This window comes from Parvibaculum sp. MBR-TMA-1.3b-4.2, from assembly GCF_053628815.1.
In genome coordinates, this window is record NZ_JBRJHC010000001.1 from 807,546 (window position 1) to 823,414 (window position 15,869).

Below are 15,869 nucleotides of genomic sequence, written 5' to 3' on the forward strand. Positions count from 1 at the left end.
ACAGATATGAGATCCGCAAAACGTATCGTGACACTCACTGCCGCCGCTGCGCTGCTGGCCGGCTGTTCCATGGTGCCGGACTACGAACGCCCCGCCACCGCCATTCCGGCCGGCTGGGACGGCGCCGGGCAGACGGACGCCAAAGCCGTTGCCGACTATGCGCAATGGTGGTCGCGTTTTTCGAGCCCCGAACTCGATACGCTGATGGCCGAAGCGCTTGCCAACAATCAGGACGTGGCCGCCGCTCTTGCCACCATCGAACAGGCGCGCGGTACATTGCGCTCCACCAATTCGAGCCTTTTCCCGCAGCTCAACGGTAGCGGCAGTGCGAGCCAGACGCAGAGCGACCCTGGCAGCCTGTCGCGCAGTGCCAGCGGCAAACTGACCATCAGCTATGCACTCGACCTCTGGGGCGAATACCGGGCGAAGAGCCAGAGCGCGGAGGAGAGCTTCAACGCCTCCGTCTTCGACACCGAGGCGACGCGGCTTCTCGTCCAGTCGAATGTGGCGAGTACCTATTTCACGGTGCTGAGCCTGAAAGACCGCATCGCCTATGCGAAGGAATCGCTGAAGCTTGCACGCGAAACGCTGCAGCTCGTCGAGCTGCGCAACAAGGAAGGGCTCGATTCCGGCATCACACTCGCCCAGCAGCGCAATAATCTCGCCACTGTGGAAGCGAGCCTGCCCAGCCTCGAACAGAGCCTCGTTGCAGCCAAGACCTCGCTTGCCATTCTGCTCGGCCGGGCGCCTGAAGGCTTCGACGTGGCCGCCAAGGGACTGGAAGATGTCGCCCTGCCGGAGATCGCCCCCGCCCAGCCGTCGACATTGCTGGAGCGCCGTCCTGACATCCGCAGAGCCGAAGCAAACCTGAAAGCAGCCAATGCCGATATCGGCGCGGCGCGGGCGGCCTTCTTCCCGAGCCTCGACCTGTCCGCCTCGCTGAGCCGGACCGCTACCTATGGCCTGACGCCGGTGGATGCCGGGTCGATTGCCGGGTCGCTGCTGGCGCCGATTTTCTCGGCGGGCAATCTGGAAGGGAGCCTTCAGACCGCCGAGGCGCGGAAAGTCCAGCTCGTCGCCACCTATCGCGGCACGGTGCTGACCTCGCTCAAGGAGGTGGAAGACGCCCTTTCCCTGACCGACACCAGCGCAAGGCGCCAGACCGCTCTTGCGACGGCTTCGTCCGAAGCGCTGCGGGCCTATGAATTGTCCAATGCGAGCTACAAGGCGGGCGGTGCCAGCTTTATCGACGTGCTGGATGCGCAGCGCTCGCTGCTTTCCAGCCGGGACAATGTGGTCCAGGCCCAGCTCGACCGCTACACCGCGGCGGTGGACCTGTTCGTTGCCATGGGAGGCGGTTGGCAGAGCTGAACAAGGCAAATCCAGCCCCCTCCTTCCTAAGTCCCCGTTCGGCAGCTAGTCTCCCTTCACCAAGAAACACGAAAGGGAGACAGAGATGTCCAATCACAGCTCCAAGGAAATCCGCCTGAAGGCTCGCCCCGTCGGCATGCCGAAGGACAGCGACTTCGAACTGGCCACCGCCGACGTGCCCGGCCCGAAGGACGGCGAAGTACTGGTCCGCAATATCTGGATGTCGGTCGACCCCTATATGCGCGGCCGCATGATGGACCGTGAAAGCTATGTACCGCCCTTCCAGATCGGCAGCCCGCTCGAAGGCGGCGCCATCGGCCAGGTGGTCGAGTCCAGGAGCGACAAGCTGAAGGTCGGCGATTTCGTGAACCATATGCTGGGCTGGCGCGAATTCGCGGTCGGCGATGCCGCGGGCTTCACCAAGGTCGACCCGTCCGTCGGTCCCATCGAGGCCTATCTGGGCGTGCTGGGTATGCCGGGCATGACAGCCTATGCCGGACTGATGCGCATCGGCGAGCTGAAAGACGGTGAAACCGTTTTCGTTTCCGCCGCTTCCGGCGCGGTCGGCTCCGTCGTCTGCCAGCTTGCCAAGGCGCATGGCTGCTATGTGGTCGGCAGCGCAGGCTCAGACGAGAAGTGCAAATGGCTGACGGATGTAGCCGGCATCGACAAGGCCATCAACTACAAGACCTGCGGCGATCTCACCAAAGCGGTCGGCGATGCCTTCCCGAAGGGGATCGACGTCTATTTCGAGAATGTCGGCGGCAAGCATCTGGAAGCTGCGATCGAAAACATGCGGCCCTTCGGGCGTCTCGCACTTTGCGGCATGATCGAGCAGTACAACGCCACAGAGCCGACGCCGGGCCCGTCCAACATCATCATGGCGGTCGGCAAGAGCCTGAAGCTGCAGGGCTTCATCGTCTCAAACCATTTCGACCTGCTGCCGAAATTCATGGAAGAGATGGGTCCGCTCATCAAATCGGGAAAGATGCAGTGGCAGGAAACCGTGGAACAAGGCATCGAGAACGCGCCCAAGGCGTTCCTCAAGCTCTTCACCGGCGGCAATACCGGCAAGATGCTGGTGAAGATCGGGCCTGACAGCGCGGTCTGATTATGTGCGTGACCCTCATGGCCCGGCACTGCCGGGCCATGAGATTCTGAGGGAGGAGAAAACATGCCGACATCCGCGCGGCGGTGGGTGCTTGCATCGCGTCCGGACGGGAAACCCGTCCGGGATAATTTCCGGCTGGAGGAAGTCGACCTTCCCGATCCCGGCGAGAACGAGATTCTGATCCGGACCGAATATCATTCCGTCGATCCGGGCATGCGCTCTCGCCTCTCCGGCGACAGCTATGCCGCGGCACTCCCCCTGGGCGCCACCATCGACAGCGCGATGGTCGGCGTGGTGGAAAAATCCAACAATGAGAAATTCGCGCCCGGCAATCTGGTGACAGGCGGGTTTGGCTGGGTGAGCCATGCGATCTCCAATGGACGCGGCGTCCAGAAGCTCGACCCTTCGCTCTTTCACGGTGCCCTTCGCCCGACCGCGGCCATCGGCGTGCTCGGCATACCGGGGCTCACCTCCTATTTCGGCCTGCTCGACCTCGGCGAACCCAAAGAGGGCCAGACCGTTCTCATTTCGTCGGCGGCCGGCCCCGTCGGTGCGACGGCGGGACAGATCGCCAAGATGAAGGGGTGCCGCGTGGTCGGCATCGCGGGCTCCGAACGCAAATGCGATTATGTGCGCGGGCTCGGCTTCGACGATGCCTTCGATTATCACGAGGACAGTCTGGCCGACGCGATCAAGGCGCATTGCCCGGATGGCGTGGACATCTATTTCGACAATGTGGGTGCGGAGATGCTGGATGCGGCCCTTCTCAACATGAAGGAGCATGGCCGTATCGTCGTTTCGGGCCAGGTCGCGGAGTACAACGCGACGAACCCCATCGGTATCCGCCATGTGACGCGCTTCATCACGCATCGGTTGCGCATGGAAGGGCTCGTCGTCTTCGACTATTTCAAGCAGTTCCCCCAGGCGCAGGCCGAGATGGCGCGCTGGATCCACGAGGGCAAGCTTCAGTACACCGAGGATATTTCCGAGGGGCTGGAAGGCAGCGCCGATGCCTTTATCGGGCTCTTCGAGGGAGAGAACCTCGGACGGCGGCTCGTGAAGGTCAGCTAAACAAAAAGCCCGGCGTTTCCGCCGGGCTTTTCAATTCGTATCGCGCGTCGATCAGAAAGCGGCAGTCATCGCCACATTGCTCATCGCGGTGCCGGAACGTTCCTTCTTCAGCCCTTCGGCAATGAGGAAGGCCAGTTCCAGCGCCTGACTGGCATTGAGGCGCGGATCGCAATGGGTGTGGTAGCGGTCGCCGAGTTCGGTTTCGGTGATCGCCTGCGCACCGCCAAGGCACTCCGTCACGTTCTGGCCGGTCATCTCGAAATGGACGCCGCCCGCATGGGTGCCCTGATCGCGATGCACGGCCATGAAGGCCTGCACCTCGGCCAGCACGCGGTCCACGGGACGCGTCTTGTAACCGGTCGAGCTCTTGATCGTGTTGCCATGCATGGGATCGCAGGACCACACCACCTTCTTGCCCTCGCGCTTGATCGCCTCGATCAGCGCCGGCAGATGCTTTTCGACATTCTCCGCGCCGAAACGGCAGATCAGCGTCAGGCGGCCCGGCTCATTATCCGGGTTCAGAATGTCGGTGAGCTTCACCAGCTCTTCCGGATCGAGCGAAGGGCCGCATTTCATGGCGATCGGGTTCTTCACGCCGCTCAGGAACTCCACATGCGCATGGTCCGGCTGGCGCGTACGGTCGCCGATCCAGAGCATATGGGCCGAGGTGTCGTAGAAATCGCCGGACGTGCTGTCCACGCGCGTCATCGCTTCCTCATAGCCCAGAAGCAGCGCCTCATGACTGGTGAAGAAGTCGGTCTGGCGAAGCTGCGGCGCCGTCTCGCCATTGATGCCGCAGGCCTTCATGAAGTCCAGCGTCTCGGAAATACGGTTCGCCAGTTCCTCATAGCGTGCACTTTCCGGCGTCTCGGCCAGGAAGCCGAGATTCCAGCGATGCACGAAATCGAGATCGGCATAACCGCCCGTCGCGAAAGCGCGCAGCAGGTTCAGCGTCGAAGCCGACTGGCTGTAGGCGCGCAGCAGACGATCCGGATCGGGGATACGCGACTTCTCGTTGAAGTCGATCCCGTTGATGTTGTCGCCCAGATAGCTCGGCAGCGTCACATCGCCCTGCGTCTCGGTGGGCGAGGAACGCGGCTTGGCGAACTGGCCCGCAATGCGGCCCACCTTCACCACCGGCGAGGCGGCGGCATAGGTCAGCACCACCGCCATCTGCAGCAGCACACGGAAGGTGTCGCGAATATTGTCGGCTGAAAATTCGGCGAAGCTCTCCGCGCAATCGCCGCCCTGCAGCAGAAAAGCACGTCCTTCGCACACTTCGGCCAGCTCGGCCTTCAGCTTGCGCGCCTCACCTGCAAACACGAGCGGCGGATAGGAGCGCAGACGCTGCTCCACGGCATTGAGTTCCATTTTATCCGGATAGTCCGGAATATGCTTCGCCGGCTTCGCGCGCCAGCTATGCGGTGTCCAATGATCCGCCATCGATCCAATCTCCAAAACGCGAAAATGCGCGGCTTCCCGGCCCTTTTGCGGGGAAAGCGCCCAACTTTCATATGGAAGGCGGATATATAGTCCACAAGGGCTCTAAAAGGAACCCCAAGCCCTTGATATGACTGGCGCGAAATAGCCTATTTAAAGCAGAGAGTTAACTCCGGGGCCCTGGCGGGCGCGTCACTCCGCCGCCTCACTCCGCTGCCTGGGCCGGCGGGACCCATTTCTGCTTCATCGTCACAAGCTCCTCCGCCGCGGTGGGATGGACCGCGATGGTCGCATCGAACTGGGCCTTGGTCGCGCCCATCGAAACGGCGATGCCGAGCGCCTGGATCATTTCGCCCGAGGCCGGGCCGACGATGTGAACGCCCAGCACCTTGTCCGTTTCCGGATGCACGATGAGCTTCATGAAGGTCTTTTCCTCGCTGCCCGACAGCGTGCCCTTCATGGGGCGGAAGCTCGTCTTGTAGATATCGACCTCGCCATGGGCCTTGCGGGCTTCGGTCTCGGTCAGGCCGACCGTGCCAAGCTCCGGCTGGGAGAAAACGGCGGTCGGGATGATCGAGTGGTCGACCGTGAGCGGCTTGTCCGCATAGACGGTTTCGGCAAAGGCTTGGCCTTCGCGTATCGCAACCGGCGTCAGTGCCGCCCGGTCCGTCACATCGCCCACTGCGTAGATGCTATCGACATTGGTCTGCGAATATTCGTCGACCAGAATCTCGCCATTATCGCCGAGCTGCACCCCTGCCCGGTCGAGGCCCAGCCCGTCGGTCTTCGGCACGCGGCCGGTTGCATACATCACCGCATCGGTGTGGATCGTGTCGCCATTGGAGAGCTTCAGGTGAAGCTCGCCATTGTCCTGCTTCTCGATCGCCGTGATGTCGCAATCCATGCGCAGGTCGACGCCCTTCTTGCGCATTTCCTCGGCCAGCGTGTCGCGCAAATCGTCGTCGAAACCGCGCATGAAGAGCGGCCCGCGATAGAGCTGCGTCACTTCCACACCAAGCCCGTTGAATATGCCCGCGAACTCGACAGCGATATATCCGCCGCCTGCGACGACGATGCGTTTGGGCAGTTCTTCAAGATGGAAGGCTTCGTTGGAGCTGATCGCATATTCGATGCCGGGAATATCCGGCAGGTAGGGCGTGGCACCGACGGCGATCAGAATACGCTCCGCCGTCACGTCGCGATCTTCGCCCGCGAGATAAACGGTGTGCGCATCCTTCAGCACGGCGCGGCTTTCGATGATTTCCACGCCCGAATTGTTCAGGTTGCGGATGTAGATGCCGTTCAGCCGGTCGATCTCCCGGTCCTTGTTGGCAAGCAGCGTCTTCCAGTCGAAACGAGCCTCGCCGACCTGCCAGCCGAAGCCCGCCGCCTCCTCGAACTCCTCAGCAAAGTGGCTGGCATAGACGAAAAGCTTCTTCGGTACGCAGCCGCGAATGACGCAGGTGCCGCCGACGCGATATTCCTCGGCCACCGCCACTTTCGCACCATGGCTCGACGCCACGCGGCTCGCGCGCACGCCGCCGGAACCGGCTCCAATCACAAAGAGGTCATAGTCATACTGCGTCATCAGCCGCTCCCGGTCGCCTAGGTCTTTTTGGGTGAGCGGCATACATGCGAGGCCGCCCCATGTGAGAGAACCTGCCCTGTCCGGCGGGTTACTGACCGATTATGTCGGAACCCTGGTCCGTTCCGACAATGGCGAAGGAACAAATTCCGATAAACAATCCGTTATCGACGACGCCTGCGATCTTGTTCAGCTCCGCTGCGAGGCTGTCCGGATCGGGAATGCTGCCAAAATGGCAGTCGAAGATGAAATTCTCGGAATCGGTGAAGAACGGCTCGCCGAACTCGTCGGCCCGCAGGCGAATCTCACCCTCGCAACCACAAGCCGTCGCCACATCCGCCATCCGGCCCACCGTCGCAGTGGACCCGAAGGGGATCACTTCCACCGGCAACGGGAAGGCGCCCAGCGTCCCGACCACTTTCGAGACATCCGCAATCACGATCATGCGATCCGAAGCCGTCGCCACGATCTTTTCGCGCAGGAGCGCGCCGCCGCCGCCCTTGATGAGGCGCAGCTTGCTGTCGAGCTCATCCGCCCCGTCGATGGTGATATCGAGATGCGGCGTGTCGTCGAGATTGGTGAGCGGGATGCCCAGCGTCTCGGCCATGGCGCGGGTGCGCTCGGAGGTCGGCACGCCGACAATGTCGAGCCCTTCAGCCACGCGCGCGCCCAGCGCCTGGACGAAATATTCCGCCGTGGAGCCCGTGCCGAGGCCGAGCTTCATGCCGTTTTCGATAAAGCTCGCTGCCTTCAGCGCCGCATTCTTCTTCTGCTCATTCGAACTCATCGCTCAAAGCCCCGCCATTGCGACATATTTCGTTTCCAGGAATTCCTCGATGCCCCAAGGCCCACCTTCACGGCCGAGCCCGGACTCCTTGTAGCCTCCGAAGGGCGCCACCTCGGTTGAAATGAGGCCCGCATTGACGCCCACAAGGCCGTATTCCAGCGCCTCCGCCACACGCCAGCACCGCGCGACATCGCGGCTGTAGAAATAGGAGGCAAGGCCGAAGGGGGTGTCGTTCGCCATCTTGATTGCCTCTTCTTCCGTCTTGAAACGGAAGACCGGCGCGAGAGGTCCGAAGGTTTCTTCCTGCGCGACAAGCATGTCCGGCGTCGCATCGGCAATCACGGTGGGCTGGAAGAAGGTGCCGCCCAACTCATGCCGCTTGCCGCCGGTGACGATACGCGCGCCCTTGGAGGTGGCATCGGCCAGATGTTCCTCGACCTTTTCCACGCCAGCCTCGTCAATCAGCGGGCCCTGGGCCACGCCGTCCTCGAAGCCGGAACCGACTTTCAGTTCCGAAACCTTCTGCCCGAGTTTCTCGACGAAGCTGTCATAAACCTTGTCATGCACGAGGAAGCGATTGGTGCAGATGCAGGTCTGGCCGGTATTGCGATATTTGGAGGCAAGCGCCCCCTCCACCGCCGCGTCGACATCGGCGTCGTCGAACACGATGAAAGGCGCATTGCCGCCAAGCTCCAGCGCGACCTTCTTCACCGTGGATGCGGACTGTTCCATCAGCTTCTTGCCGATTTCCGTCGAGCCGGTGAAGGTCACCTTGCCGATCTTGGCATTGGTGGTCATTTCCGTGCCGAGTTCGCCGGCCTTGCCGGTGATGACGGAGAGCAGGCCTTTGGGCAGCCCGGCGCGGTCGGCAAGCTCCGCCAGGGCGAAGGCGGAAAGCGGCGTCGCGCTGGCAGGCTTCACCACCATGGCGCAGCCAGCCGCGAGCGCGGGGCCCGCCTTTCGCGTAATCATCGCCGCCGGGAAGTTCCAGGGCGTGATGGCCGCGCACACCCCGATGGGCTGTTTCAGCACCACGATGCGGCGGTCGGTCGTCGGCGCGGGCACGATGGAGCCATAAATGCGTTTGGCCTCTTCGGAATAATACTCGATGAAGGACGCCGCATAGGCGACCTCGCCCTTGGCTTCCGTCAGCGGCTTGCCCTGCTCGGCCGTCATGATGGCGCCCAGATCGTCCTGGTTGGCCATGATGAGATCGAACCATTTGCGCAGGATCGCGGCGCGCTCCTTGGCCGGGCGGGCAGCCCAGTCCTTCTGCGCCTTCTCCGCAGCATCGACCGCCCGGCGGACATCGTTCACGCCGAGCGAGGGAACTTTGGCGATCAGATCGCCTGTCGCAGGGTTCGTCACGTCGATCGTCGCGCCATCCGCTCCAATCCACTCGCCATCGATGAAACAACGGTCCTTCAGTAACGCCCGGTCATTCAGGCAATCGGGAAGGGACTTGGAGGCTGTCATGGGGGATTTCTCCAATTGGGCGGGCCCGACAGGGCCACTTTCTATCGTTTCCGCCGTGATGCGCGTCAGATAAGATTAAAACTCGTTCGAAATCTGCGCCGCAGCGATGCGGACAGAGCATTGTTAACACTCCCGCGGCGAAAGCGGAAAGGGGCGGCATCGAGGTGAGGATTACCCCCGAAAGCTGTTTTTCCGAAACCTATCTTCAGGCCCGGCGCCGTTTTCTTGCCGCGGCGGAGGAAGCGGGCGCGCGGATTGCCAGTTATGAAAATCCATTGGCCCGCGGTCCTTTGGGCCATGAGCTTCATCTGGACAGTGCCTGGTTCGGCCCGGCGGATGCCTCGACGGTACTTCTCAACACCTGCGGCACGCATGGCGCGGAGGGATTCGGCGGCTCGGCCGCGCAGATCGCCTGGATCCGCGAAGGGGGCGCCGCCTCGTTACCGCCCGGCGTCGCCATGCTCATGCTGCATGCGGTCAACCCGTTCGGCTTCGCCTGGGGGCTTCGCTGTACCGAGAACAATGTCGATCTGAACCGCAATTTTCTCGACCACAGCCAACCCCATCCGGAAAATCCACTCTACGCGGAACTGCACCCTTCGCTTTGCCCGAAGCGAATTGACGAGAACGCGATCCACAAGATGCTCATGGCCGGCGCGCGCTTCATCGACCGGCACGGGCAATGGGCGCTTGAAGATGCGTTGAGCCGGGGGCAGTACACCCATGCCGACGGCTATCATTTCGGCGGCACCGCGCCCGAATGGTCCAATCTCGTCATCCGGAAGATCGTCGCCCGCGAGCTGGCCCATGCGCCGCGCATCGGGTTCATCGACTGGCATTCCGGCCCGGCGGGTGACGGAGATCTTATCCATCTGTGCTTTTCGCGTCCCGGCAGCGCGGCGCTTAATCGCGCCAAACGCTGGTGGGGACCGAACTCGCTCGACCCGAAAACGATCGAGCGCATGTGGGGTTCGAAACGCCCGACAAGGCGGGGCATTCTTTTCTGGGGCCTTGAGGAGATGGTGGCCCCGCATGCGAGCGTCACGGGCGCCGTGATCGAATTCCGCTCCGCCCGCCTCAAGAACGATCCGGCGAAAGCGATGCGCGTTTCCATGCTGGAGCGCTGGCTGCGCTTCGAGGGCAGCTTCGATGCGCCGGAGGCCGAAGGCTATTTCGAGGAAATCCGCGACGATTATGCGCCGCGCCGCCGAAGCTGGCAGGAGAATGTCCTGACCAACGCGCTCAGCTGTTACGAGCAGACATTGCGGGGGCTCGGCGAGTGGACGCAGGAAGGCCTCAACAAGGCCGCCGATTAGCAGCTATCCGCCAATATCGAAATTGTAGCGGACTTCCATGATGTCGGGATAATTCGCGAATCCGACCGGGCGGCGCGCATCTGCGGTGCCGCCCATTCGCGCATAGAAGCGGCGCGCCTTGTGGTTTTCCGCCAATACCCAGAGATGCGCCTTGCGATGGCCGAAGCAGGCGATCTCCTCGAAAAGGTTCAGCAGCAATTCGCAGCCAAGGCCGTGGCCCTGATCGCTCGCCAGCACATAAAGCATCGTTATTTCATCGCCGCGCATATGGCCGAAACCGACGGGCGAGCCACCCTGCTCGGCGATCCAGGCGATGCCATGCTGCAATGAATGCCGCCATGTCGCGCGGGTGCGCTCAAGGCTCATACCCTTCAGAATGTCGGCGGGGAGAAGCTGGTCGTAGGATTCCTGCCAGCACGCGATCTTCAGACGGGCGAGAATGTCCTCGTCCCGCCCCGGCTCGGCCATACGGGCCTGATATCGCGAGGCGATCAACATGGGTAAAGTGTCGCCGCCCGACGCGCCCAAGGGAAGGAAAAAATGCACCGGTTTCATGGGCAGCTTGCCCGCCGGGCCTTCCCGTGCGACAGAGCGGCACGCAAAATTCGAGAGAGACGATGCCCGAACGCCCTGCCCTTCTTTTCGATCTGGACGGTACGCTGGCCGATACCGCCGCTGATTTGTGCGAAACAATGAATGTGGTGCTGACGCGCCATGGCCGCGACCGCATTCCGGATACGCGGGTGCGCCATCTGGTTGGCGGCGGCGCACGGCTCCTTATGGACCGTGGCTTTCGCGAGACCGGCGAGCCCGCCTCCGAGGCGCTGCTGGACCAGCTTTTCGAGGAGTTTCTCGACTATTACGCTGACCATATCGCCGATCACACGCAGCTCTGGCCGGGCGTGCGGGAGCTGCTGGAAGAACTTTCCGACCAAGGGGCCGGGCTTGCCGTCTGCACCAACAAGGTGGAGCACCTGTCGCGGGAATTGCTGCGGGTTCTCGAAATCGACCGGTTTTTTCCGGTCGTGATCGGCGGCGACACGCTGCCGGTCAAAAAACCGGATCCCGAGCATCTCTTCGAGGCACTGCGCCAGCTCAAGGTGGAGCCAATTCACGCCGTGATGGTGGGAGATAGCGAGACGGACACGGCTGCGGCGAAGAATGCGGAAATCCCATGCATTTGCGTGGATTTCGGTTATCGCCGGGTTCCTCTGGAAGAATTGGGCGCCGATTATCTCATCGGCCATTTCGACGAGTTTCCGAAGGCGCTGGAGGCGATCCTTCCGCGCCATTTCGGCGAGACATCGTGAAAAGCCACGGGAACGCTTGACTTGAAGCTGGCTGAGACTCTATAGACGGGCTCCCGGCGCGGGGGGAGACCTCCGCAGCCCGCGTGGGCGGTTAGCTCAGTTGGTAGAGCACAGTGTTCACATCGCTGGGGTCACTGGTTCGAATCCAGTACCGCCCACCATTTTTCTGAAAAACTGAAACACCCCATCCGCTGGAAATCCGGCCGGTCACTTCGTGATGGCCGGAGTGGAGCACCCTCGTCTAAACTTCCTAAAATAGTGCCGCCTGAGCGGCCGACCTTTGGGGGGAGACTAATGGTCGACAGCGTTTCTATTCATCGTAAGCCGCGAGTGAATTCTGCCCGGTTATTTTTTGAGGCAATTTCAGTCGCATTCTCTCAGTCGACATCGAAACAAGGTGCGCTCCCCCTCCTCTGCCTGATTTTCGGGATCGCCATCGCCGGATGCAAACCAGAGTATCCCGGACCAAAGCCCCAGCTCGATGTTCAGATCAGATCTGCATCACTTTCGCCGTCGGGCGACCGAGTAGCGTTTTCCTACGAGGACAAGCGCAGCGAGAAATCGCTAAAAGGCATCGCGCTCTATCATATCAACAGCGACCGGGTAGAGTTTCTCAAACTGCCTGAATATCTCCGCGTCGGAGCGCCATCATTCTCTCCCGACGGCAAGCGTCTGTCGGTGACAGCCTTCTGCTACTTGACCTGTTCAAAATCCGAGTTCGGCTATCACATCGGCTTGTTCGATCTGGAAACCGGCAAATACACGCAGCTGACCGAAAACGGCGGCTCCGAGATCCGGCTGTCACCAGAATTCTCCCCCGACGGGCAGACCATCTATTTTTCATGGGCAAAGGCAGAGTGGAACAAGGAGGGCGGCTCCCGCCCCGCTGGCTTTTTCGGCATAGCGTCCGTAAAGCTGGACGATCCGCAGGAGACGATCCTGCTGCCGAACACAATCACACCGTCCACTTTTCAGTTGGTCGGAAAAATGACGCCAACAGCAAACGGCGATCTCATCTTTACTTGTAAAGCGCCGTCTAGAGGACCGGCCCAGGCCGCCATGGAGGCTGCGGGAAAGTCATTGGTCTACCCCTTTCCATGCAGCCTAAAGCCGGATGGCGAGTTGGACTATTTCCTGCCGCTCACCAAACTGGGCTACAGCCAACTTTCTGCATCTGCAGACGGGAAGAAAGTATTCTTTACCTCGCGCGCGGACTCCACCAAGGGTCAACGCGGATATGTATATGACCTGTATCTTTTCGAAGGCACTCAGACCAGCCGACTGACCACACTCGAAACATACACCTCCGAGACAGACGCATCAGCAGACGGTTCTATCGTGCTCCTTCGCGCCGATGAGGATCGCGGCCACAATTGGTCCATCTGGCTGCACGATATGGAGACAGGCAACACAAGAGAGATCGTGCCCCTTGAGCGACTGCTGGAGCTTCTGCCTCAAACGGATATGCCGGTGAAAGCGAAGCCGACTAACTCTTGATTTCTTTGAACACGGGGAGCGAGGAATGGCCGAAGGGGGTTTTGCCTTCCGGGTCGTAGCCGCTCCGCACATCGGGAAGCCTCAGAAGCGGCTCCACGCAACCCTGTTCTTCCAGCACCTTGGACAGGCCAGAGCGGGCGTTCTCGCCCAGCGCCTTGTAGCGCTTCTGGAGCATCTCCAGACACCAGACGCGATAATGCGAGACCGGCAGATCGGTATAGGGCGTGCCCTGAATATCGACCTCATAGCGCTCCTGCCCCTTCGCAAAGGCTTCGGCATTGGCGCATAGGGCTTCCAGATGCGTCTCGCCGATTTCTTTCAGGAGCGGCAGGAGATCGTCGGGGATACCGGAGACCAGTTCTCCATGCTCTCGCGAGGCGCGCGCATTCCATACGCGATAGACCCAGGCCATCACGCCGGGCGCTGTTTCGCGCATGATGATGGCGGGCGTCGGATCCATTGAGAAATGCCGGAAGAGCGGCCCCATAAGCCCAATATCGGCAAGCGTGGGCCGGTCGCCCAACACATAGCGCCTCGTCTCGAAGATATTGTTGAGAACCTTCAACAGGGTCTTATAGCCCTGCTCCACATTGGTGCGGGTGCGGTCGTTCACGCCGTCGCCAAGAACGAAATTATTGAATTGCCGCTTTTCCGTCCGGTTCCGCTTGAGCCAGCCCGGAAGGCGCACATCCGTCGTCAACTCATCGGCGATCTGACGCGCCAGCAATTTCGCGCTCTCAGGGTAGCTCCATCGGTAATGCATGGCCGAGCGCCACATCCACTCATCCGCATAATCCTCGACGAGACGGCAAATGAATGCCTGCGCCGGGTCCTCGGGCAGGATCGGATGCGCTGGATATTGCGTCTCGAACCAGTCGATGATCGGACTCGTATCCGTCATCCAGCGCCCGTCATCGAGTTCAACCGCCGGCATCTGCATTGCGCCGGTTTTGGCCGGAATGGTCTTCGTGAATTCCCGCACGGTCATGGCGCGGAACTCGTAAGGGATCTCCTTGTAGCGCAGATAGCTTTCGAGCTTGCCCGTGAAGTAAGAGCATTTGAGACCGTAGACTTTCATCAGGCCGCCCTCTCCGCGCGCCGACGTGCGGCAATGCTTCGTATACCCCATATCGATCCGGCCAAGACCAACAGGACTAAAATGACGCCGATGATGCGTATCCAGGGGTGCAGGGCCAGAACACGCTCGCGGGTGTTCCTGTCAAGCTGAGTGGTCGAGCTATACCCCTTCGGCATCTCCAGCACGCCCATCTTCTTCGCGTAAGCCGCATAGGCCATGAGGAGCTTCTGCTTCGTCTCGGGCCGGGCGGCGGAGAGGTCCGTCGTTTCGCCGGGATCCGCCCCGATGTCATAGAGGCGCCATTTGCCATCGCCCATGGGGGCCATGTTGCGCGTGATCTTGTAGCCGTCGAGATAGAAGCCCGTATTACCCGACACCTCGATCCCCGCCGGATCGTCCGGTCCGTAGGTGTGCGGTGCATCGCCTTCCAGCACCGGCACGAGACTGCGCCCCGTCATGGGCCGCCTGCCCGTCGCATCGGGCGCGATGCCTGCCAGCTCCAGCAGGGTCGGCGCGACATCGGTCACCATGGCGAAGGACTGCACGCGTTCATGCGGAATGCCGGGTCCGGCCATCACGAAGGGGACGCGTACACCACCGCTCGCCGCATAGAACTTGAAAAGATCGCTCGGCGATGCCGCGGCACTCGCCCATTCCGGCCCGATGAAACCCCAGCTTCCCTTTTCACCGATATTTTTCATGCCGGTGTGATAGCCGTTGAACTTCATCCAGAGCGCAAGCTGCCAGTTATCGTCGCCGCGGCTGGGTTCGGGACCATTGTCCGATGTCACGACGAAGATCGTATTGTCATAGACGCCCCTCGCCTTGAGGTGCTCGATCAGACGCCCGACATGGAAGTCCATCGCCTCCAGCATGCCCGCATTGACCTGCATACGCGCGGCATAGAGCTTCTGCTCGTCCTTGCTCAGCGCGCTCCAGGGCCTCGACCCTTTCGGCATGGGCGCGAGCTTCGCCCCTTTCGGCACGAGACCTTCTGCAATGGCCTTTTCATGGCGGGCCTTGCGCAGGGCTTCCCAGCCCTCGTCATAGACGCCATCGTAATTCCCGGTGAATTCCGCCGGGGCCTGAACGGGAATGTGGATCGCCTGAAAAGCGACATAGGCAAAGAACGGCGCGGCGGTGTCGTCCTCGTCGATATAGCTGATCGCCTTGTCGACGATGAATTTCGACGAGTAGAAATCCTCGGGAAGCGCGACAGGCTTCCCATCCTCGAACCAGGGGGCCTCTGCGTAGAAGGGCATGTAGGATTTGTCTTCCCAATTGTCCGCCCCCGACGCATCGAGCGCGAAAGAACGGTCGAAACCGTGCGACACCGGCAGATCACCCTCGCCGCTGCCCAGATGCCATTTTCCCGTCATGTAGGTGCGATAGCCGGCCTCCTTCAGATAGTCGGCCAGCGTCGCAACGCCCGGTTCCAGCGAGAGCGTGTAGCCCGGCTTACCCTCCTGCTCGGGCGGAATGACTTCGGGAATGGTCGCGACGCCATTGCGGTGATTGTCCATGCCGGTGAGCAGCATGGCACGCGAGGGCGCGCAGAGCGGCGACGAACGGTACTGGGTGAACAAGGCCCCTCGTCCCGCCAGCGCATCGATGTTCGGTGTGTGCGCCTCACCGCCATAAACGCCGAAATCCATCAGCGCGGCATCGTCGACCAGCAGAACGACGATATTGGGCTTGCCTGGTTCGGCGTCGGCCAGTGCCGGCGCGCTATGGACCAATCCGGCCAACAGGGCCGAGAAAATCAGCATCCGCACGCGCCATCGAGCATGGCGCCCGTTATTAATGATTTCCATTAATTCCTCCCCG

The 15,869-nt window shown here is 61.4% G+C and carries 13 protein-coding genes and 1 tRNA gene; 7 read left to right on the forward strand and 7 right to left on the reverse strand.

What is annotated here, in order from left to right:
- Positions 1-6: 6 nt before the first annotated feature.
- The 3 genes from ACSSVQ_RS04025 (at position 7) to ACSSVQ_RS04035 (ending at position 3,553) form a co-directional block, all read left to right on the forward strand.
- Positions 7-1,371, forward strand: a complete 1,365-nt coding sequence (locus ACSSVQ_RS04025; protein ID WP_454180932.1) for an efflux transporter outer membrane subunit — start codon at positions 7-9, stop codon at positions 1,369-1,371.
- Between the two features lie 85 nt (positions 1,372-1,456).
- Positions 1,457-2,482: an NADP-dependent oxidoreductase gene (locus tag ACSSVQ_RS04030; protein ID WP_454180933.1), complete on the forward strand. Its 1,026-nt coding sequence runs from the start codon at positions 1,457-1,459 to the stop codon at positions 2,480-2,482.
- Positions 2,483-2,545: 63 nt separating this feature from the next.
- A complete protein-coding gene (locus tag ACSSVQ_RS04035) occupies positions 2,546-3,553 on the forward strand; it encodes an NADP-dependent oxidoreductase (protein WP_454180934.1) in 1,008 nt (335 codons plus the stop codon).
- 51 nt (positions 3,554-3,604) lie between these two features.
- Here ACSSVQ_RS04035 and ACSSVQ_RS04040 read toward each other — a convergent pair whose 3' ends face one another.
- The 4 genes from ACSSVQ_RS04040 to ACSSVQ_RS04055 all read right to left on the reverse strand — a co-directional run bounded on the left by ACSSVQ_RS04040 (position 3,605) and on the right by ACSSVQ_RS04055 (position 8,841).
- Positions 3,605-4,996: a class II 3-deoxy-7-phosphoheptulonate synthase gene (locus ACSSVQ_RS04040; protein ID WP_454180935.1), complete on the reverse strand. Its 1,392-nt coding sequence runs from the start codon at positions 4,994-4,996 to the stop codon at positions 3,605-3,607.
- Between the two features lie 202 nt (positions 4,997-5,198).
- On the reverse strand, positions 5,199-6,581 hold the full coding sequence (gor, locus tag ACSSVQ_RS04045; protein ID WP_454180936.1) for a glutathione-disulfide reductase: 1,383 nt from the start codon (positions 6,579-6,581) through the stop codon (positions 5,199-5,201).
- Positions 6,582-6,669: 88 nt separating this feature from the next.
- Positions 6,670-7,365, reverse strand: a complete 696-nt coding sequence (gene rpiA, locus ACSSVQ_RS04050; RefSeq protein WP_454180937.1) for a ribose-5-phosphate isomerase RpiA — start codon at positions 7,363-7,365, stop codon at positions 6,670-6,672.
- A gap of 3 nt (positions 7,366-7,368) precedes the next feature.
- Positions 7,369-8,841: an NAD-dependent succinate-semialdehyde dehydrogenase gene (locus ACSSVQ_RS04055; protein WP_454180938.1), complete on the reverse strand. Its 1,473-nt coding sequence runs from the start codon at positions 8,839-8,841 to the stop codon at positions 7,369-7,371.
- 164 nt (positions 8,842-9,005) lie between these two features.
- Here ACSSVQ_RS04055 and ACSSVQ_RS04060 point away from each other — a divergent pair, with 164 nt between their 5' ends.
- Positions 9,006-10,157: a M14 family metallopeptidase gene (locus tag ACSSVQ_RS04060; RefSeq protein WP_454180939.1), complete on the forward strand. Its 1,152-nt coding sequence runs from the start codon at positions 9,006-9,008 to the stop codon at positions 10,155-10,157.
- A gap of 3 nt (positions 10,158-10,160) precedes the next feature.
- Here the strand turns inward: ACSSVQ_RS04060 and ACSSVQ_RS04065 are convergent, their stop codons facing one another.
- Positions 10,161-10,712: an N-acetyltransferase family protein gene (locus tag ACSSVQ_RS04065; protein ID WP_454180940.1), complete on the reverse strand. Its 552-nt coding sequence runs from the start codon at positions 10,710-10,712 to the stop codon at positions 10,161-10,163.
- A 62-nt stretch (positions 10,713-10,774) separates the two neighbouring features.
- Here ACSSVQ_RS04065 and ACSSVQ_RS04070 point away from each other — a divergent pair, with 62 nt between their 5' ends.
- The 3 genes from ACSSVQ_RS04070 to ACSSVQ_RS04080 all read left to right on the forward strand — a co-directional run bounded on the left by ACSSVQ_RS04070 (position 10,775) and on the right by ACSSVQ_RS04080 (position 12,964).
- Entirely contained in the window at positions 10,775-11,467 is a 693-nt protein-coding gene (locus ACSSVQ_RS04070; RefSeq protein ID WP_454180941.1) for an HAD family hydrolase, read from the forward strand.
- An 85-nt stretch (positions 11,468-11,552) separates the two neighbouring features.
- Positions 11,553-11,628, forward strand: a tRNA-Val gene (locus ACSSVQ_RS04075).
- A 133-nt stretch (positions 11,629-11,761) separates the two neighbouring features.
- Complete coding sequence (locus tag ACSSVQ_RS04080; RefSeq protein ID WP_454180942.1) at positions 11,762-12,964, forward strand: TolB family protein; 1,203 nt, start codon at positions 11,762-11,764, stop codon at positions 12,962-12,964.
- On the opposite strand, the gene ACSSVQ_RS04085 is transcribed toward ACSSVQ_RS04080, so the two are convergent.
- The gene (locus tag ACSSVQ_RS04085; RefSeq protein ID WP_454180943.1) at positions 12,954-14,042 is read right to left on the reverse strand and encodes a glutathione S-transferase family protein; all 1,089 of its coding nucleotides are present in this window, start codon (positions 14,040-14,042) and stop codon (positions 12,954-12,956) included. The two genes, ACSSVQ_RS04080 and ACSSVQ_RS04085, sit on opposite strands and share 11 nt — an antisense overlap.
- On the reverse strand, positions 14,042-15,856 hold the full coding sequence (locus ACSSVQ_RS04090) for an arylsulfatase (RefSeq protein ID WP_454180944.1): 1,815 nt from the start codon (positions 15,854-15,856) through the stop codon (positions 14,042-14,044). Before ACSSVQ_RS04090 ends, ACSSVQ_RS04085 begins: the two co-directional genes overlap by 1 nt.
- Between the last annotated feature and the right edge of the window lie 13 nt (positions 15,857-15,869).